Source organism: Gemmatimonadota bacterium (genome assembly GCA_016704275.1).
GTDB lineage: Bacteria > Gemmatimonadota > Gemmatimonadetes > Gemmatimonadales > GWC2-71-9 > Palsa-1233.
Map to the genome: position 1 here is coordinate 118,379 of JADJAK010000001.1, position 18,949 is coordinate 137,327.

The 18,949-nt window shown below is 68.9% G+C and carries 14 protein-coding genes; 7 read left to right on the forward strand and 7 right to left on the reverse strand.

Going from position 1 to position 18,949, the window contains the following annotated elements; translation table 11 throughout:
* Positions 1-35: 35 nt before the first annotated feature.
* Positions 36-2,390, forward strand: a complete 2,355-nt coding sequence (locus tag IPG05_00610) for a right-handed parallel beta-helix repeat-containing protein (protein MBK6493600.1) — start codon at positions 36-38, stop codon at positions 2,388-2,390.
* On the opposite strand, the gene IPG05_00615 is transcribed toward IPG05_00610, so the two are convergent.
* Positions 2,366-3,316, reverse strand: coding sequence for a hypothetical protein (locus IPG05_00615; GenBank protein ID MBK6493601.1), 951 nt, complete (start codon positions 3,314-3,316; stop codon positions 2,366-2,368). The two genes, IPG05_00610 and IPG05_00615, sit on opposite strands and share 25 nt — an antisense overlap.
* On the opposite strand from IPG05_00615, the gene udk reads away from it, so the two are divergent.
* Genes udk through IPG05_00630 form a run of 3 tightly spaced genes read left to right on the forward strand, consistent with a single transcriptional unit; the run spans position 3,232 to position 6,988 of the window.
* Positions 3,232-4,287, forward strand: a complete 1,056-nt coding sequence (gene udk, locus IPG05_00620; GenBank protein ID MBK6493602.1) for a uridine kinase — start codon at positions 3,232-3,234, stop codon at positions 4,285-4,287. The genes IPG05_00615 and udk overlap by 85 nt on opposite strands.
* Positions 4,284-6,269, forward strand: coding sequence for a S9 family peptidase (locus IPG05_00625; GenBank protein ID MBK6493603.1), 1,986 nt, complete (start codon positions 4,284-4,286; stop codon positions 6,267-6,269). Before udk ends, IPG05_00625 begins: the two co-directional genes overlap by 4 nt.
* Positions 6,266-6,988 (forward strand): SDR family NAD(P)-dependent oxidoreductase, encoded by a 723-nt coding sequence (locus IPG05_00630; protein ID MBK6493604.1) that lies wholly within the window; start codon positions 6,266-6,268, stop codon positions 6,986-6,988. Before IPG05_00625 ends, IPG05_00630 begins: the two co-directional genes overlap by 4 nt.
* A 194-nt stretch (positions 6,989-7,182) precedes the next feature.
* Here IPG05_00630 and IPG05_00635 read toward each other — a convergent pair whose 3' ends face one another.
* From IPG05_00635 to IPG05_00645, 3 genes are all read right to left on the reverse strand, one after another.
* Positions 7,183-8,097 (reverse strand): hypothetical protein, encoded by a 915-nt coding sequence (locus tag IPG05_00635; GenBank protein MBK6493605.1) that lies wholly within the window; start codon positions 8,095-8,097, stop codon positions 7,183-7,185.
* Positions 8,094-10,109 (reverse strand): hypothetical protein, encoded by a 2,016-nt coding sequence (locus IPG05_00640; GenBank protein MBK6493606.1) that lies wholly within the window; start codon positions 10,107-10,109, stop codon positions 8,094-8,096. Before IPG05_00640 ends, IPG05_00635 begins: the two co-directional genes overlap by 4 nt.
* Positions 10,110-10,235: 126 nt before the next feature.
* Positions 10,236-11,375, reverse strand: a complete 1,140-nt coding sequence (locus IPG05_00645; GenBank protein ID MBK6493607.1) for a hypothetical protein — start codon at positions 11,373-11,375, stop codon at positions 10,236-10,238.
* Positions 11,376-11,501: 126 nt separating this feature from the next.
* On the opposite strand from IPG05_00645, the gene IPG05_00650 reads away from it, so the two are divergent.
* From IPG05_00650 to IPG05_00660, 3 genes are all read left to right on the forward strand, one after another.
* Positions 11,502-12,083: a hypothetical protein gene (locus IPG05_00650; protein MBK6493608.1), complete on the forward strand. Its 582-nt coding sequence runs from the start codon at positions 11,502-11,504 to the stop codon at positions 12,081-12,083.
* The gene (locus IPG05_00655) at positions 12,059-12,310 is read left to right on the forward strand and encodes a hypothetical protein (GenBank protein ID MBK6493609.1); all 252 of its coding nucleotides are present in this window, start codon (positions 12,059-12,061) and stop codon (positions 12,308-12,310) included. Before IPG05_00650 ends, IPG05_00655 begins: the two co-directional genes overlap by 25 nt.
* Before the next feature lie 121 nt (positions 12,311-12,431).
* Entirely contained in the window at positions 12,432-13,778 is a 1,347-nt protein-coding gene (locus tag IPG05_00660) for a hypothetical protein (protein ID MBK6493610.1), read from the forward strand.
* 54 nt (positions 13,779-13,832) lie between these two features.
* On the opposite strand, the gene IPG05_00665 is transcribed toward IPG05_00660, so the two are convergent.
* The 3 genes from IPG05_00665 to IPG05_00675 are packed head-to-tail and all read right to left on the reverse strand — an operon-like array spanning position 13,833 to position 18,942.
* Positions 13,833-16,094 carry a transglycosylase SLT domain-containing protein gene (locus IPG05_00665; GenBank protein MBK6493611.1) on the reverse strand — a complete coding sequence of 754 codons (2,262 nt, stop codon included), beginning with the start codon at positions 16,092-16,094 and terminating at the stop codon, positions 13,833-13,835.
* Positions 16,095-16,150: 56 nt separating this feature from the next.
* A complete protein-coding gene (locus IPG05_00670) occupies positions 16,151-17,248 on the reverse strand; it encodes a hypothetical protein (GenBank protein ID MBK6493612.1) in 1,098 nt (365 codons plus the stop codon).
* Positions 17,245-18,942 (reverse strand): HEAT repeat domain-containing protein, encoded by a 1,698-nt coding sequence (locus IPG05_00675; protein ID MBK6493613.1) that lies wholly within the window; start codon positions 18,940-18,942, stop codon positions 17,245-17,247. The genes IPG05_00670 and IPG05_00675 overlap by 4 nt, the downstream gene beginning before the upstream one ends.
* Positions 18,943-18,949 lie beyond the last annotated feature (7 nt).

The following is an 18,949-nucleotide window of genomic DNA, read 5'->3' on the forward strand; positions in this document are numbered from 1 at the left end:
CGCCCGTACCGGCGGCTCCGGCGCTATCCTTGAGGATGCATCCCATCCGCCTGCTCCCGCTCCTGCTCCTCCCCGCCGCGCTCCCGGCGCAGCGCCCCGTCCCGTTCACGCCCGGGATGACGATTACCGCCTCGACGCGCATCGCGCCGGGGCGGTATCGCATTCCAGCCACCGATTCGGTCGGCATCATCGTCCGGGGCCGCGGCATCACGCTCGATCTCCGCGGCGTGGAGCTGGTGGGCGACACGATGCGGAGCCAACCCGACCGCTTCACCGGCGACGGCATCATCATCGACGGCGGCGCCGACATCACGGTGCGCGGGGTGACGGTGCGTGGCGTGAAGCATGGCCTCGTCGCACTCGGCACGCGCGGGCTCCGGCTCTTCGACAGCGACTTCTCCCACAACCAGAAGCCGCAGCTCTATTCCGGTATCGAGAAGGAGTCGCTGGTCGACTGGCTCTCGTTCCACCAGAACGAGAAGCGGGAGTGGCTACGCCACGGCGCCGGCGTCTATCTCGAGGGCGTGGTCGGCGGCGAGATCCGCAACGTGACGGTGCGGCAGGGGATGAACGGGCTGATGCTGACCCGCACCGACTCGCTGCTGATCTGGAACAACGACTTCTCCTACAACTCCGGCCTCGGCATCGGGATGTATCGCTCGTCGTACAACCGGATCCTCCACAACCGGATTGACTACGACGTGCGCGGCTACTCCCACCGCTTCTACAATCGCGGCCAGGACTCGGCTGGCCTCCTGATGTACGAGCAGAGCTGCTTCAACGTGGTGGCCCACAATTCGGTCACGCACGGTGGCGACGGCCTCTTCCTCTGGGCCGGGCAGTCCACCATGGACACGGGGAAGGGCGGGGCCAACGACAATCTCTTCTATGCCAATGACTTCTCGCACGCGCCGACCAACGGCATCGAGGCGACCTTCTCGCGCAACGCCTTCGTGGCCAACCGCGTCGAGGAGAACTGGCATGGTGTCTGGGGCGGCTACTCGTATCAGTCGGTGATCCTTGGCAACACCTTCCGCCGCAACGTCGAGGCGATCGCGATCGAGCACGGCCAGGACATCCGGATCGTCGGCAATCGCTTCGAGGGCGACACCGCCGCGATCCGTCTCTGGTGGAACAAGATCGAGCCGAGCGACTGGGGTTACCCGAAGTACCGCGATACGCGGTCGCAGGACTACACCGTGCTGGGCAACACCTTCGACGGCACGCGGTTGGCGATGCGCGTCGAGAACACCCAGCGCTTCCGGGCCGACGGCAACAGCTTCATCAAGGTCGATTCCCTCCTGCGCGTGAGTGGCGACACCACCGGATGGTCGATGGTGCAGCGCCCGGGCGAGGCGACGGCGGTGCCGATTCCGGCGCGGTATGTCGTGCCGAAGCTGCCGGGCGGGCGCGATGCCTTGATTCCGGCCGGTGGCCGTCGTGGCCGCGCGACGATCATCGTCGATGAATGGGGCCCGTACGACTACCTGAGCCCGAAGCTCTGGCCGGTCGGTCGTAGCGATGCCACGCCGCAGAAGCTCCGCGTGCTCGGACCGGCCGGCAGCTGGCGCGTGGTGGCAAAGGAAGGCGTCGCGACCCTCTCTGCCGAAGCAGGGCGCGTCGGCGACACGCTGATCGTGACGCCAGCGGCCGGCCGCGAAGGCGACTACCGCGTCGAGTTGGAGTATCGCGGCGCCGCGGTGACCTCACCGTTCGGCGTGCGGACCGCAGCCGGCGTGCCGGTTCGCTTTGCGTGGGTGCGCTACCTCCTCCCGGTGAAGTGGGCGGTCACCTTTGCCCTTACCGATTCGACAGGGAACGCGCCGGCGACCACGTCCGCCGCCTCGCTGCAGGGAGTGATTGCGCAGCGCGACACCACGCGCCTCGACTTCACCTGGTACGGCCCGCCGAAGGGGATTCCGTCGAAGTGGCTGCTGACCCGGGCCGAGGCGTCGACCACCCTCACCCCGGGGCGGTACCGTATCCGCACCATCGCCGACGATGCCGTCCGCATCTATCTCGACGGCAAGCTCCTCCTCGACGACTGGGTGCCGGGCGAGTCGCACGTGAAGGAAGCGGAGTTCACGGCGACCGGCACGCATCAGCTGGTGGTGCTGCATTGGCAGAAGGATGGCTGGTATGAGTTGCGGGTGGATGTGGAACGGGTACTTCGGGGGGGGGGGGGGGGGGGGGGGGGGGGGGGGGGGGGGGGGGGGGGGGGGGGGGGGGGGGGGGGGGGGGGGGGGGGGGGGGGGGGGGGGGGGGGGGGGGGGGGGGGGGGGGGGGGGGGGGGGGGGGGGGGGGGGGGGGGGGGGGGGGGGGGGGGGGGGGGGGGGGGGGGGGGGGGGGGGGGGGGGGGTAGACCTCACGGCCACGTCGGCATCGCGTAGCGACGGATGCGCACGATGTCGTCACGGTCCGTTTCGCTGACGTAGACACCGCCCGCGCCGAAGCCCACGACCGCGCTTCCCTTCGGCAGCGTGACTTGCCCTCGCACCCGCGTCAGGTCGACGATGTCGTAGTGCTGGGCCGAGCTGCTCGGGTCGAGGCGGGGAATCCAGAAGGTGCCGTCGGGTGCTGCCCGGATCGGGGTATCGCTGAACGCCTCGAAGGCCGGCAGCTTGGAGGGAAACGCCCGCTCCGGTCGCTTCGGCGCGGCCCCGCCGCCGGTTCCCATCCCGCGGACCGGCTGCGCCTCCAGCTCGGCCCGTTTCGCGGCGATCTCCACGTTGCTCGGTGCCCGATTCGGCCACGGAAAGGCCACCGGCGCACTCCACCGGCCCGACTGCCAGCTCCGCACCTGATAGGGCGCGCTGCCGATGACGACGAGACGACCGTCGCCAAGGACGAACCAACGGGCGGTTGGTCCCCACACTCGCATCGGACCACCCGCAGAGACCATGTCCGAGCGGTTGGCATCGAAGGTCAATAGCGTGTCGATCCGCTCCGCCTTCGGGTCCCATCGCACCACGGAAATGGAGTCGCTGAGTTCCCGGGCGGCGCTGAACCGCATGACCTCGCCGTACAGGCGGCCACTCGAGTCGCGTTGCTGCAGCATCAACCTCGCCGGGTAGCCGACGGCATCGCCGACACTGCCGTCCGCATGCACGGGGAGCAATCGGCGCTGGGCAAAATCAATGACGAAGGCGCCCCCCTCGTGGCGCGGCAACACATACTCGCTGACGGTTCGATACTCCCGCGGCCCGGCGCCGGTCCGGGCGATGGGCCGCGATGTGCCGGTGGCAAGGTCGAGCGTGGCGATCTGCTGATTCTCCGCGTCGCCGACCAGCAACTGTCCGGGTCGCAGTTCGACCACCCACGAAACGACCGAGAACTCCGCGCCTGGGGTGTGGGTCGGGCGGCCGAGGGCCCGCGGAACCACGGCTTGCCCGGAGAGACCGGACGTCGAGAGCACCAGGGCAGCAACCACGGAACAGGTCGCGAATCGGGATTTCAAGGGAATCACCTGGGAGGGATGTGGGATCTAGCCTAGACGCTCGAGCCCCCCTCGGCGTCGCGCCTAGCTACGCCCCTTACCCGAGGCTGACATCCATCGGAGGAGATATCTTTGACTGGTCACTGGTCACTGGTCACTGGTCACCGTTCACTGGTCACCGTTCACCCCACCTCCGGAGCCCCTCGTGCCTGACGCAGCCGCCTCGCCCCCGCCCCCTGATCATCGGCGTCGTCGGCGGCTCCGGCTCCGGGAAGACCACCGTGGCACGGGCGATCCACGAGGCGACCGGGATCGATGCCGCGTTCGTCGACCAGGACGCCTACTACAAGGACCTCGGCCATCTCTCGATGGACGATCGGCGACGGGTCAACTTCGACCACCCCGACGCGCTCGACAACGACCTGATGGTCGAGCAACTCGAGGCGCTCGCCGCATGGCGACCGATCCAGAAGCCGACCTACGACTACGCCGCCCACACCCGCGCGGCCGCTGTCGTCACGGTGCAGCCGAGTCCGATCGTGATCGTCGATGGCATCCTGCTCTTCACCGACGCGCGGCTGCGGAAGCACTTCGACATCAAGCTCTACGTCGACGTGGCAGACGATATCCGCTTCATCCGCCGGTTGCAGCGTGATGTCGAGGAACGCGGCCGCACCATGGGCGACGTGATCCGCCAGTACCTCACCACCGTGCGGCCGATGCACATGGAGTTCGTCGAGCCATCCAAGCGGTATGCCGACGTGATCCTCCCCGAGGGTGGCCACAACAAGATCGGCGTCGAGATGGTGATTGCGCGGGTGATCCTCGAGCTGCAGCGCCGCGTCGCGTGAGGCTCGCGCTCGTCGCAGTCTTGCTCGGCGCCGCGCCGTTGCAGGGGCAGGGGACCTTCACGCTCGACCGCTTCCTCGAGCTCGAGCGGGTCGCCTCGCCGGCCATCAGCCCCGACGGCAAGTCGATCGTCTACACCCGCATCCAGGTCAACCGGATCGCCGACCGCTACGAGTCGATGCTCTGGCAGGTCGACGACAACGGTACGAACCCGAGGCAGGTCGCCCCCGGGCACCACGCCGCATGGTCACCTGACGGGAAGCGGCTCGCGTGGTTGGCCGACGTGGATGGCACCACACAGCTCATCGTCCGTACCATTGGCGATGGTGATGTGACGCTCACGACCGGCCCCACGCCACCGCTCGCCTTCCGCTGGTCGCCGGATGGCCAGCAGATCGCGTTCACCCGGCTGGTGCCGTTCGCCCCACCCATTCGTGTCACCTCGCCGATCCCCGCCGAGGGCGGCAACTGGGCCGCAGACCCCAGCATCACGACGCGGCTGCGGTCGGCCGAGGGGTGGGTGCAGCTCTTCGTCGTGAGCGCCACCGGCGGCGAGGCTCGGCAGGTGACCGCCGGCGGCTTCGACGTCGGCGCGCGCGACACCGGCGTGCACGGGGCCATCCCCTTCGACTGGTTGCTCGACGGGACGGCGATCGTCTTCGACGGCCTGATCGAGCCCGACGCCGAGCGGCGCTATCAGCAGTCGCAGCTGTACGTGGTGCAGGTGGCGAGTGGCGAACTGCGCCGCCTGACCGGTACCGACGGCTTCTGGCACACGCCGGTCGTCTCCCCAGACGGGAAGTGGATCGCCTTCAGCGGCTTCGGCGAAGGTGGGGCGAGCTACCGCACGCAGCCGCTGCACGTCATCCGCCCCGATGGCGGCGCGTTCCGCACCCTGACCGCCGGCCTCGACCGCGACGCGGTAGGTGCCGCGTGGGACTCGGACGGCCAGACGCTCTGGTTCGGCGCCGAAGATCGTGGCGCGATCAACAGCTACTCGGTGTCGCTCAAGGACGGCAAGGTGAAGCCGGGGTCGAACGGGCTGCACCGGATGGAACTCGCGGCGATCGCCCGGAAGGGCGGCTACGGCCTCGCCATCCGGAGCACCGCCTCGCTCCCGTGGGAGCTGGTGCGCTTCCCGCTCAAGAAGCCGTGGGAGATCCAGCCGGTCACCCACCTCAACGAGGCCATCGCCAAGTCAATGCGCTTCGGCGAAATCGAGGAAGTCGAGTATCACTCCGGTGACGCGCTGGTGCAGGGATGGCTGGTGAAGCCGCCCGACTTCACCGTCGGCAGCAAGCGGCCGTTGCACGTGGAGCTCCACGGCGGTCCCCACGCCATGCACCACCTCGGCTTCTCGCCGACGGCGCAGCAGATGGCCGCGGCCGGCTACCTGGTGCTGTTGCTCAATCCGCGCGGCTCCACTGGCTACGGCAGCGACTTCGGTGCGGCCCTGGGAACGCGCTACCCTGGTGTCGATCTCGACGACGTGATCGCTGGCGTGGACGAGGTGATCGGTCGGGGATGGGTCGACACCACCAAGGTCTTCGTGGGTGGCTGCGGTGGTGGCGGAATGCTCGCCTCCTGGGTCGTCGGGCGGAGTACGCGCTTCGCCGCCGCGTCGGTGCGCTGCCCGGGCAACGACTGGCTCGCCGGGCTCCCTGGCCCGCTCGGTGCCGAGGAGGAGCCGTTCTTCTCACGGCCGTGGCGACAGGACAAACTCGACTGGAGCGAGCGGTCGCCACTGCACGTCGTCGGCGCGGTCCGCGCCCCCGTGCTCGTCGTGGCGGGCGACTGCCGCCGCGCCGTGCCGATCGACGAGGGCGGCGAGTGGTTCACGGCGCTGCAACTCCGGGGCGTGCCATCGGCGCTCGTCCGACTCAATGATGAGTGCGGTGCCGCCACGCGCCATCCCTCGAACTGGCTGCGCACCCGGCAGCTCATCCTCGACTGGTATACCCACGCAATCTCAGGAACTCGATGACGCTCAGGACCGCCATTCTCGGCGCTGCCACGCCGCTCGGTGCCACGCTCGTCCGGATCGCGGCCGATCGCGGCGATCGCCTCGCGGTGGTCGCCGCACAGCCCGGTCGCATTCCGCTCTTCGCCGATCTCGCACGCGAGCATCCCGACCAGGTCGTGCTGGTGGGCGATTCGCGCCGCACGCCGGAGGAGGTCGCGCAGGCGGTGACCGAGGCGCTCGGCGGGGCGGTAGATCGATTGATCCTGGCCGGGTGGCAGGAGCACGCCGGGCCGACCCTTCCCGATCAGCAGGCCAACATCACGCTGCCGAAACTCGACCCGGCACTCGTGCTGGCGCACGTCGACCAGAATGCCGTGCTGCCGTTGGCGCTCGCGCGCGCCTTCCGGCTGCCGCTGCGGAGCGGCGTGGCACCGGCGATCCTCGCGATCACATCGTGGCTTGGCTCGTTCACCGATCGGACGGATGGCGGGCATTACGGCCAGGCGGTCAGCGCCGCCGCGCTGCAAATGGCGATGCGTACCCTCGCGCTCGACCTCGAGCCCGACTCGATTCGCGTCATCATTGGCAACCCGGGCCTCTACCGCACCGCGCTTCACGGACCGGCGGTGCAGCCCTCCGCCGACGAGGTCGCCGCGGGATTGCTCGCGACGCTCGAAGCGGCCGATGAGAGTGTGAATGGAAGGATGGTGGATTGGCGGGGGAGGGCGCTGGCGTGGTGAGGTAATACGATGATGGATGATGGATGATGGATGATGGATTGTGTCATCCTGAGCGGAGCCCGCGTAGCGGGCGGCGAAGTCGAAGGACCTCTTCCCGATGCGCTGGGATAGAGGTCCTTCGACTACGCAGCCCCTTGGGCTGCTCCGCTCAGGATGACACGATCGATCATCGATCATCATCATCATCCATCATCCTACCTGAATCTCACCCCCACCCGATGCGTCGCCCCCGCCCCTTTCAGCTGCTGGAACGCATAGTCCAGGCTCAACCGATCGGCATTGATGCTGCCGCCGAGCGTCAGCGCTGACGCACCGTCGTGTTCGGGCTGGATCGCGGCCTGTGCACCGACGCGGCCGGTGAAGCTCCAGCCGCTGACCGGGACGTAGCTGAGCTCGATGCCACCATTCGGCACGAGCCGACCGCGCTTGTCCGTCATCACCGACGCCGCGATCCCACCATCGAACCAGGTCCCGACCGGGAGCCCGGTCGCCATGGCGCCCAGCGTCACCTTGGTGGGGAGGCGGAGTGCCGGGGTGGAATTGTTGTCGAAGACGCCCTCAGGGTCGGCCAGGACGAGGCCGATCGTGACGAACGAGACGTCCTTGGCGAAGCCGATGTCGAACGACGGCGTGCTCTGCCGGCCGAGGGCGACCTGCTGCGCGAGGTACTTCGCCGTGACGCCCACGCGGAAGCCATTCTGCTGCTTCGAGAAGCTCATCAGGCCGAGGACGCTCGACGCGGCAAAGTCGCCGCCCTGCGCCAGCTTGCCGATGGTCGTGGCGCCGTCCTCACGCTCGGCGCCGTACTCGATGTACTGCACCCCGAAGCCCACGGTCCAGCCGAGCGCCGTGGTGTTGGTGGCGAGTGACGCCAACGAGGCATGCGAGCCGAAGCGCTGGTGCGAGACCACCGTACCGCGGGAATCGCCGACCTGGGCGGGGTTGTAGAAGATCACGTCGGGGGTGTCGCCCGCGACGTAGGCGTTGCCGAGCGCCATGCCGCGGGTCGAGCCGGGGAGGAGGAGGAGCGGCGGCGGCTGCGTCGGCGACTGGGCCGCAGCGGTGCCGGCGAGCAGCGTGATCAGCGCGAGGGGGAGCAGCGGCTTCATGGAGCCCGTCCAACGAAGAAGGTCGGGGAGATGTTGGAGAGTCCGATGTCCGTGAGGATCACCGTCCCGGCCGTGGTCTTGTCGAACACCCAGCGGAGCGACGTGAGCTGCGACGGGTCGAAGCGCGGGTCCTTGTCACGGAAGTCGGTCAGTCGGATCACGTACGTTTGCGGCACCAGCTCGGCGAGCGAGCCGAAGCTGGTCTTGTCGGAGCCGGCACGTCGATAGACCGTCACCTCGAGCGGTCGCCGCGCCACACCGTACTTCGAGAGCGGCAGGGAGACCCGATTGCCGGCGGCATCCATCGCCTCGATCGAGAGCTCGATCGGCGTGGAGTCCTTCACCTCCTTCTTCGGCTTCTCCTTCTTCTCCTTCTCCTTCTCGGCCTTGGCCTTGGCCTTCTCTTCCTTCGCCTTGGCCGCCTTCTCGGCCTTCTCCTTGGCGAGTTGCTCCTTGCTCTTCGGCGGCGCCTTCGCGGTCGAGTCGGCCTTTCCCTTGGTCGAATCGGCCTTCGCCTTGGTGCTGTCCTTCGCGAGGGCGCGCGGCCCCGGCTTCTCGTCGGTCACCGCCAGCGAGAATTCGAGCGCGCTCGCGCTGCCCACCGACCATGCCTTCCGGATCGAGTCGGTGACCGTCACGGTGTAGGCCGCCGGCGGCCCCATCTTGGTGGTGTCCTTCCCGGCGAGGCGGTTGTTCCAGCCAAGCCAGACGGCGAAGCGGCCGACCTGGCCGCCGCGCGAACGGAGCGGCATGACCGATTCCTTCCACGTCGCGAGCGAGTCGCCGGTGATCGTTACGCCCGGCGCGCTGCCGGTGGTCACATCGACGTCCTCGTCGAAGTTGGCGAGCGCGCGGTAGCCGGCGTCCTGGAAGCGGGTCGCGTACATCGTCTTCGGCAGCCACGTCCCCATCACGCGGTGGTCGCGGAAGATCGGGAGGTACTCGCTCTTGCCCCGCAGCGACGCGTCGAGGAAGGCCGAGAGATACAGCTGCGCCATCGCCCGCTGCTCCTCGGGCGGCAGCAGGCCGCGGAGGTCGAGGAAGCGCTCGCCGCGCGGGCCGGCGTCGCTGCTCCCCCACTCGGTGTTCCACTGGCCGTGGTTGGCGCGGTACATCCACACCGCGGCCTTGAAGTGCGGCTGGCCGTCGGTGAAGCGGATGCGCGAGTACTGGCGCAGCCCCATGAACGACGAGACGTCGCCGTCATGCGAGCCGTGGATGACCAGGTAGTTGATGTTGTCGAGGGGAGTGGGCTTGCTGGAGGGTTGGTACTGGCCATCCACCGGGGCAATCGCGGCGATGGCCTTGATATTGAAGTTGAAGTCGAACGTCAGCGCCGCGTTGTCGGGGTAGCGCTTCAGCGTGTTGAAGGCGGCGGCAATCGCGACCGCCTCGCCGCCGCGGGAGTGCCCCATCAGCGCGATGTTGTTCATGTCGACCCGGCGGTGGAACGGGCTGCCGACCGAGTCGTTGAAGGTCTTCCACGCCTTCAGGTGCTGCAGCAGCATCCAGCCGCGCGCGTCGTTCTCGCCACCGATCCCGCCATTCAGGAAGTTCTCGTCGACCGAGACCAGGATGTAGCCTCGGCTCGCGAGCAGCTGGCCCAGATAGGCATAGCCCGGGTCGGAATAGTCTTCCATGCTGTGATTGCCGTGGACGATCAATACCAGCGGAAACGGCCCCGCCCCTTCCGGATACCAGATGCGGCCGTTGACCGGCATCGAGTCGAAGCCGAAGCCCCAATACTTCTTTCGTTCCGGCGTGGCGGTGGCCAGCTTGGTCCCGTCGACCGGCTTCGTCTTGAAGGTCACCGAGTCGCGGTACTCGGCGCGGTGCTTGTCGGTGCCGCTGCCGTAGTACATCGTGTGGACCGGATAGCTGCCTGGGAGCGCGGGGCTTGGCGCCATCACCTCCTGATGCGCGAGGACTGTCGGCGCATCATTGCGCGCCAGGCGCAGAGGCTGGACGCAGGCAGTGCCGAGCAGGGGCACGAGCAGGAGCAATCGACGCATGGTCGCTCTTCAAGATGGGGGAAGGACGGCGTGATCCGGGATGGTGCAGCGGACAAATAAAACACGATGCCCCACCTCCGGGGGGGAAGGCGGGGCATCGTCCCACGCGTGCAACGTCGGCCGCTGCTAGCGCGCGTACTTCTCGAGGTAACGGAGGTCGTCTTCCGGATCCTGCCGCGCCACATACACCACACCGGCGCCGAAGCCGACCACCGCGGAATTCGGCTTCAACGTCGCCTTCCCGGTGAGCTGGCCGGCGCTGTTGAAAATGTCGTACGTCGGCACCTTGTCACTCGCCGGCCGGGTGCGGAGCACCCAGATCTCGCCGTCGGGAGAGATGAGCACCGCGCCCTGCCCCGAGAAGGGCGGCATCACGGCGGGGAATTCCTCGTCGGGGATTTCCCGCTGCGGCGGCCCCTGGGAGGTGGTCGAGACGTTGGTGCCGGCCGTCCCACTGCCGCTGGTCCGCGTGATGCCAATCGGAGAAGAACTCTTCAGGGCGGCGCGATAGGCGTTCCGCTCGGCGGCGGTCATCTTGATCGGCGTGTAGGCCTGCGTCGGGCCGTGCGTGACCGACTTGTTGAGGCCCAGCACATCAACCCGGTACGGTGATGGCTGGACGATGACGACGCGGCCGTCCGGAAGGGCGGTCCAGACTGGCACCGCCGCGAGCGGCTTGCTCGAGATCATCACGCGCATGTTGTTGCCCGACGAACCGCTGGTGTTGACGCTCATCCCCGACGGGACCTTGCCGAGGGTGTCAATCCTCTTGGCGATCCGGTCCCACCGCACGATCGCCATCGAATCGACATTCGGGGTCTTGCCCGGCTCGGCTCGGGGGAAGGCCTGGTAGTAGAGCCGTCCGGTCGCATCGACGGCGCGCGGCACGAGGAGGGACATCCCGCCCTCTCCTTCGGGCGGGAGGATCCCATCCACGACCTTCCCGTCGGCCTTCACGACGTGGATCTTCCCTGCCTGCGGGTCGCCAACCCAGGTGTCGGTTCCCGGGCCGGCGAAGAGGCTCACCGGATAGGTGTACTCGCCCGGCCCACTGCCGTTGCGACCGATCGGGGTGACGGCACCAGTGACGAAATTGGCCATCATCACCTTCTTCTCCTGACGATCGACGACGACGGCCTTGTTCCCCGGCAGTTCGCGGACGCCACCGATCACCGTGAACGGCTCGGTGATCGCCTTGATCGGTGCGCCGGTCAGGTTGATGTTCCGCATCTGCGCCGGCGCGGGCAGTGCGAGCGTGATCGCCATTCCAGCCACCATCCAGGACGCATGCGACACGGACCTACCCCCGGTGAGTTGAGTTCACTCCTGCGACGCCTCAAAGATGCCCGGGCGGGGGGAAGCGTCGCGGCCGGACTTCCCGACGGGGAGCTGGTGACCCGATTCGCGCCCTCCCCGACCGGGGAGCTGCATCTGGGCCATGTGCTGCACGCGGCCTGGGTCTGGGGCATTGCTGAGGCCACCGGGGCCAGGGTTGTGGTGAGAATGGAGGATCACGACCGCAGCCGCTGCACGCCGGGTTTCGAACGCAGCATCCTCGAGGATCTCGCCTGGCTCGGCTATACCACCGCCGACCCGTCACTCGGCTCGCTGGCCTGCGGCCCTCGCCGTATCGCCAAAGCGATGTCCCCCACCGCTATCAGGCCGCCTTCGACCAGCTCGCCGCGCGCGGCCTCCTCTACGGCTGCACCTGCACCCGCGCCGACCTCGGCGCGCCGGGGCCCGACGGTGAACGCCACTATCCCGGCACCTGCCGCGGCCAGCCGATCGATCGCCCCGGGCGCACCGCCGTCCGCGTCGTCCTTCCCGACGAGGAGACCACCGTCACCGATCTTCGCCTCGGCGTCATCCAGCAGCATCCTGCACGCGAGCACGGCGATCCCGTTCTCCGCGATGCGCAGGGCCAGTGGACCTACCAGTTCTGCGTGGTGGTGGACGACCTGCGTCACGGCGTGAACCTGATCGTGCGCGGCGAAGATCTCATCACTTCGACAGGCCGCCAGCTGTTGCTTGGTCAGCTGCTCGGCCGCACCGCACCTTTCGTCACCCTGCATCACCCGCTGCTCTATGCCGCCGACGGCAAGAAGCTCAGCAAGCGCGACCGGAGCGAGACGGTGCGCGCGATGCGCGCTGAGGGCCGGACACAGGAGGACGTGCTCGAGCGTGCCCTGCGGGGAGTTTGATGCAGTGGTGCGAGACGAGATTGCGCGCTGCCACGAGGTCAGCGACGAAACCTTGCGTCGTGATCAGGCGTCGTGGCCGCGGTCACGACGTTGCGCTCCCCCTTCTCGCTGGCGGTCCTCGATGATGTCGCGCTCCACATCGCTTCTTGCTTCGGGCGTGCTCTGGCTGCTTGCCTGCGGCGGCGAGGCGCCGCGCGACGGCGAGCCTGACGCCGCGGCGGCCCAGTCATCGACGCCAACATCGGCCATGGGTCCGCAGGTGGACACGCTTCCCGGCGGTGTCATCCGAGTGACCAACCGCTCCCCGGTCGACAGTGGCAAGTGGTCGCTCGTGCTCGATCGCACCATCCAGCCGCCCGACGACGACCCGGGCGAGTTGCGGACGCCGACGGGGATGGTCCTGCTCGACGATGGCTCGCTGATCGTCGCCGACCAGAACCCCGCCCAGATCCGCCGCTATGACAGCCAAGGCCGCTTTGCCGGGGCGATCGGGCGGGACGGCGAGGGCCCGGGCGAGTATCGGTCGCCCATGCTGGGGATGCGCGGTGACACGCTCGTCGTGCACGATCCGTCCCTGTCGCGGACCAACCTCTTCTCGCTGTCGACGGGAAAGCTCCTCGCGATCTATCGCGGCACGCCGCGGAGCTCATCGCCGATCGGAATCGATGGCAGCGGCCGCATCGTGATGCCGATTCCGCTCAGCTGGCCTACCGCCCCGGGCGCCACGATGCAGAACGGCTTCGTCCGCCTGACGCTGGATGGTCGCCGCACCGACACGCTCAAGTTGCCGGCGTACCTCGCGCGCAACCGCATGTGGCACGTCGATGTGGGGGGACGGACTCGTGTCGGGTTGCATGTGCCGCTGCAGCCAGATCAACTGGACATCGCCGACTTGGCGGGTGGCTTCCTCATCGGGTCGACCGCCAGCGCGACCGTGGTGGCGAGTCGAAACGGCCGCGACACCACGATGCTCTTCTCGCGTCCGCAGGATGCCCGACCGGTCACACGCGCCGAGAAGGAGCGGATCCTCGATCGGATCGTCGAGCAGTTTGCACGGCATACCGAGCGAAACCCGGGGTCCCCGCTGGACGTCCCGGAGTCCGCGCTTCGCAGCGCGTTCCGGCTCTCCGACATGCCCGACGCACGCCCGGTCTACGATGAGCTGTCGGTCGACGGCCGCGGACGACGCTGGCTTCGTCGCGACGAGATGGACCCCACGACCATCCGGTTCGACCTCTTCGACCGCGACGGCCGCTGGCTCGACATCGTCAGCATTCCTGCCGAGCGATGGATCCCCCGCGAGCGGGCGATGAACGACCCCTACGTGCGGCTGCCGGCCTGGGCGTCCGACAGAGTCGCCATTCCGGTGGAAGACGCCGAGGGCGCGATGGCGATCCAGATCTACCGGATTGTGCGCGCGGGGGGAAGACGGCGGAAGAAGTGCGGGGGGAACAACGGTGACGAGTGACCTGTAACCCGGTCACTGGTCACTGGTCACTGGTCACTGGTTACCGTTCACCCCTCACCTCCCATAAATCATCCGATACATCGCCAGATTCCTCACCACCGCCCGCACATACCCGCGCGTCTCGTCGTAGGGAATCCGTTCGACAAAGATCTCGGCGTCGGCAATCGGTGCGCGAAGCTGGTCTCTCGCGATCATGCCGCGCAGGGTCGCCTGGCTCCAACGATCGACGCGCGTGCCACCCGCGTTGTAGGCGGCGAGCGCGCGCTCCGGTTCGGGGTAGCGGCCGAGTGCCCCGGCAAAGTGGCGCATCCCGAAGGCGAGATTCACGTCGGGCACCCAGAGCAGGGCGGCATCGAACTCCGGAAAGCCGAGCGCGCGGCCAAGGGACGGCCCATTGGCGGGCATCATCTGCATCAGGCCGCGCGCGCCCGCGCCAGAGGTGGCGCGGGGCTCGAAGCCGCTCTCCTGCCTGATCACCGACGCCGCCAGCAGCGGGTCGACCCGCTCGCTCATCGCGGTTTCGCGGAGCCGTGTCTCGTACGGGAGCGGATAGATGAGTTGCCAGAGCGTGCCGTCACGCGGGGCACCGGCGGCGAGTGCACGCGAGGCGAGCTGCGCGGCGCGCTGCGCATAGCCATACTCGGCAAATGCTTCGGCCGCGCGCAGCAGCCCGTCCGCGCCGCTCGCGTTCGCGGCGAGCCGATCGAGTTCGAAGCCCGCCTCGGCACCCATGGCGAGGGTGTCCAGCAGCGCCGCGCGTTCGAAGGCGGCGCGCATCGCCGAGTCCACCGGTGCCGGGTCGTGCGTTGGCGCCTCCCAGGGGAGCGTGTCGAGCCGGGCCGCCGCACGAACCGCGTAGTAACTCTCTGGGCCGCGATCGAGCAGCTCGCGCAGGGCCGCCTTGCCGCCATTCGCATCACCCGCCAGCAGCAGCGCGCGGCCGCGCCAGTACCGCAGCGCGTCGCCGTTGACGCCGGTCGGGTTCCGCTCGGCGAGGCCGATCTCGAGATCGTGCACGGCGGTGGCCGGATCGCCGGCTTCGATCGCGATCAGCGAGGCCAGGATGAGTGAGCGGGTGTACTGCGCACTCGATGGATAGCGCGTGACCAACCGCCGGAAGAGGGTCCGGGCCGAGTCGATCGCACCGCGATCAAGTGCGAGGTCGCCGAGCAGGTAGAGGGCGTTGCTTGCCGCGAGGGTGTCGCGCGGAAAGTTGCGAATGGTACGCTCGAGCGCCGGTGTGGCATTGCGGTCGTTGCTGCGAAGCAGCGCACGGGCGCCGTAGTAGGCGGCGTGGCCCGCCAGCGCCGGATCGGTGACGCCTCGAAACTGCGCGGCGGCCTCGGGCCAGCGTCCGATGTCGCCCAGGGCGGTACCGAAACGGAGGCGATCTGACGAGGCGAGCGCACCTTCCTTGGCCGCCGCCGCATAATGCGTCACCGCCTGTGCGGCCCGGCCGAGCGACGCCGCGCGCCGGGCGGCAAGCAGTCGCTGACCGCGATCGAGCGGTGGCTTCAGGAGATCGAGGAGATCGAGCGCCTCTCGGCTGGTCGCCGTGGTGGCATCGCCGGCCAACATCGCGAGCAGTTCGTCGCGCACGGCGAGCTTCGCGGACATATCGCGGGCGCTCTGCCAGCGAAGTCGCAGTGCGGTGCCGCGCGCGCCGAGCCTGGTGTAGGCCGTGATCGCCGCCGCGGTGTCGCCGCTGCGTTCCCGTGCCGTGGCCTCGACGCGTGGCACCCGTCCAGTGGCGCCTGGCAATGTGACCGAGGCGTAGAGCCGCTTGCGATCGGTCGAGTCGGCCGTCGTCGCCGCGGCACGCAACGCCAGCCACTCGCGCAGCGTGGGGAACCGTTGCGCCGCCTCGAGGTAGCTCGCCGCGGCCGAATCGAGGACGTTCAATCGATCATAGCCGCGCGCAAGGAGGAGGAGTCGTCGCCCCTGCTCGTCGCTGGATCGCTGGTTGGAGTTGCCGGCGGCTGCGACGGTCGCGTGGTTCACCGCGTCGCGCGCCCGACCCTCGCCAACTGCGGCCTCGGCCAACAATCGTCGACCGAGTCGATCATACCGGGCATCGAGCCATGGCTCACGCCCCAGCAGTTTGGTGACGGTGCCCCAGCCCTGCCACGCGGCCGCCGCCCGGGCGGCGAGAATCACCGCATCGGGCGTTCGCGTCGTTGAATTGGCCAGCAGCGGAGCGAGCAGCTGCGTTGTCCGCCAGGGCCGGCCCGCGCGCAACGCCGCCTCCGCATCACTCAGTGGTGACTGCGCGGAGGCGGAGGTTGCGAGCAGAAACGTCAGCAGGAAGCGATGCATCCTCTAAGATACGATGATCGATGATCGTCCATCGATGATCGATCATCGACCATCGATCATCGCTCCTTCTCGGCCATCCCCTTCAAGGCCTCGCGAATCCGCGGCTCATCGAGCCGCCCCAGCATCGAGATCACGCGGCGTCGCCGCGCCACCGGTTCGGTCTGCGATTCGGCGACGCTGAGCAGCCAGCTGACATTCTCGCGCCCGCCCGCGTTGCCGAGGGCGTTGATGAGCGCATCGCGTTCGCGGTCGCTGCTGAGCGACGGATAGAGTTCGCGGAGCAGCCGGTAATCGGCGCCCGTCGCGTAATCCCCGCCGAGGCCCTGGATCGCGAGGACGCGAAGTTCGTCGGTGAGCTCCGCTCGCCGCACGGCCTCGCGGGTGAACTGCCGGGCACGGGGGTCGCCCGACCGCGTCAACGACGCAAACGACTGCCGGGCGAGCCAGGGATCGCTCTCACGCGAGAAGGCGATCAGCGTCGTGACCCCTTCGCCCCGGTCCATCGCGGAGAGTGAGGAGAGCGCCGAGGTGCGCAGCGATTCATTCTCGCTTCGGTTGCGCACGACCTCCTCGAGGAGCCGCGTCGTCGCCGCCGCACCGATGCCGCCCGCCTCGTCGCGCCGGCGACTCAGCCAGGAGAGGGCGCTGCGGCGCAGATCACGAGACCGCTCGGTGTCGCGCACGATGGCCGCGAGGGCGGGGGTGACGACGCTGCTGTCGGCGATCATCGCCGGGAGGAGGGCGTCGCGTGCCGGCCGGCCCTCGAGTGACGTGGCCAACGACAGGAGCCACTTGCTGGCCTCTCCGCTGCCGACCGCGCCAAGGTTGGTGCCGTCCCCGGCCTCGGGCGTCAACGGCCCGGCGTGGGTCTCGATCTTGACGATCTCCTTGCCGATGCGTGCAACCACGACACGCACCGGGCCGGCCGCGCACTGGTCGCGGTTCATGTCATTGCCGGAGGAGTAGAAGTAGCCGCCGCCATCGTCGACCCGCAGCAGGGTGGTGCCGTTGCCGCAGACGCCCGGCCGAGCGGCGAAATGGAACTGCACGTTGCCGTCCGGGGCGCCCGCGACACGGCGGTCGAGCGCCTGCCCCGCCAGCGGGGTCGCCGCGGCCGTCAGTGCCAGGATAAGTCCCTCGACGCGGCGGCTCACTTGTCCACCAACTCGAGCAGCAGCTTGGTGGCGCGCGGATCCTTGCTGCTCGACAGCTCGGAGATGGCCTGGCGGCGGGCACTCGGGTCCGTGCCGGTCCGGGCAATGTCGATCAGTTTGTCGAGCGCCGCCGATTCCTTCCGGTCGCCAAGGGCGCTGATCAACGTACCGCGGATGCGCTGATGGGTGGCGGCATCGTAGAGGCGGATCAGCGTGGCCACGTCGGCCGTGCTGCTGATGCTGCGCATGGCGGCGAGCCGCGAATCGAGCGGCTCGTCCTCGTTGCGGGCCAGGGCGGTGAGCCACTGGACATTCGCCTCGCCGCCGACGCGGGCGATTGCCGAGGCAATGCGCGATTGCACCCGTGCCGAGGTGGTCTTGGCATAGACGGCGCGCAACCAGGCGGCGTCATCGGCGCTCGTCCGCTCGCCGGAGAGCGCCTCGACCAGCGAGACGCGCAGCGACTCATCGGCGTCATTCCGTTCGATCACGGCACGCACGGCAGTTCTGGCACGCGGCGACGGGTTGGCCGCGAGCGCGCGGGCCGCGGCGCGCTGCACCGAGGCGTCGCTGCTGCGGGTCAGCTCCTCGAGCGTCGCAACGGCGTCGTCGCCGGGCATCGAGCCGAGCCAGTCAATCGCCTGCAGCCGCATCGAAGTCGACGGATCATTCCGGGCCACGCTGATGAGCGTGCTGGTGGCGGCCGGGTCCTTCTTGCCGGCCAGCACGAAGAGCGCCGTCCGTCGGAGCGGCACCGAGCAGTCGTCCTTCCGCGCCAGGGTCCGCGTGGCCACGCTGCGCGCCGTTTCCGGGTCGCTCTGGAGGAGCGCGTTCAGCGCCTCGCTGCGCACGGCCTGCTCTTCCTGATCGCAGGCGTCGGCGCCGCGGGCCGTGAGCGCGCGCTTCACCAGCGGGTCGTTGGACATGCCACGCGACGAGAGGACGCCGGCAATCCGGGCGGCCAGCGCGTCCCCATCGGGACGGTTGCCACTGCTGGCCCAGGTGATGCCGTTGCCGCTGGTGGTGAAGAGCTTGGTGGCTTCGGCATCACGGGGCGTCAGGACCGTGGTGCCATTGCGGAAAGTCGCACCCGGCGAGCTCGCGGCCGCGCCGCCCTTCGGCGCCTCCGGGGCGGGCTGGGCCGCGCGCCACCGTTCGAGAATGCCGAGCGCTTCCTGCAGTTCCGTTGTGCCGCCGATGCGGTAGAGCGCGAACGATTGCCAGTAGGGGACGTCGCGCGAATAGACCGAGGTCGGGAAGCGCTTGGTGATGTCACCAAAGAGCGACGCGGCCCGGCGATAGTCGCCGCGGTTCAGCGTCTCGCGCGCCAAGCGGTACAGCGAGTCGGCCGGGTCGTCGTGGGCCCACGCCGACGGCGGCTGGTGGCCGAACACCGAGCCATTGATCGCCGTGAACCCGTCGAACGCCGAGCTGAACCGATCGACGCTGAGGGCATACCGATCCAGCGCGTCGGTGTAGTGGAGTTGCGCGTCGCCGAAGTGATCGAGGCTGTAGACCGAGCTGATCGGGTCGAGGCTGATGCTCGGCGCAAGCCGGGAGTACGATCCGAAGGGCGCGGACGGCACAGTCGTCATGATCGGCGCGGGAGTCCGCGGGGTGACCGGTGCGGTGGCCACCTGGGCCGCCGCCGCCACCGGGACGACGAGCAGCGCGAAGAGGGTACGAAGGCGCATGGAGTCT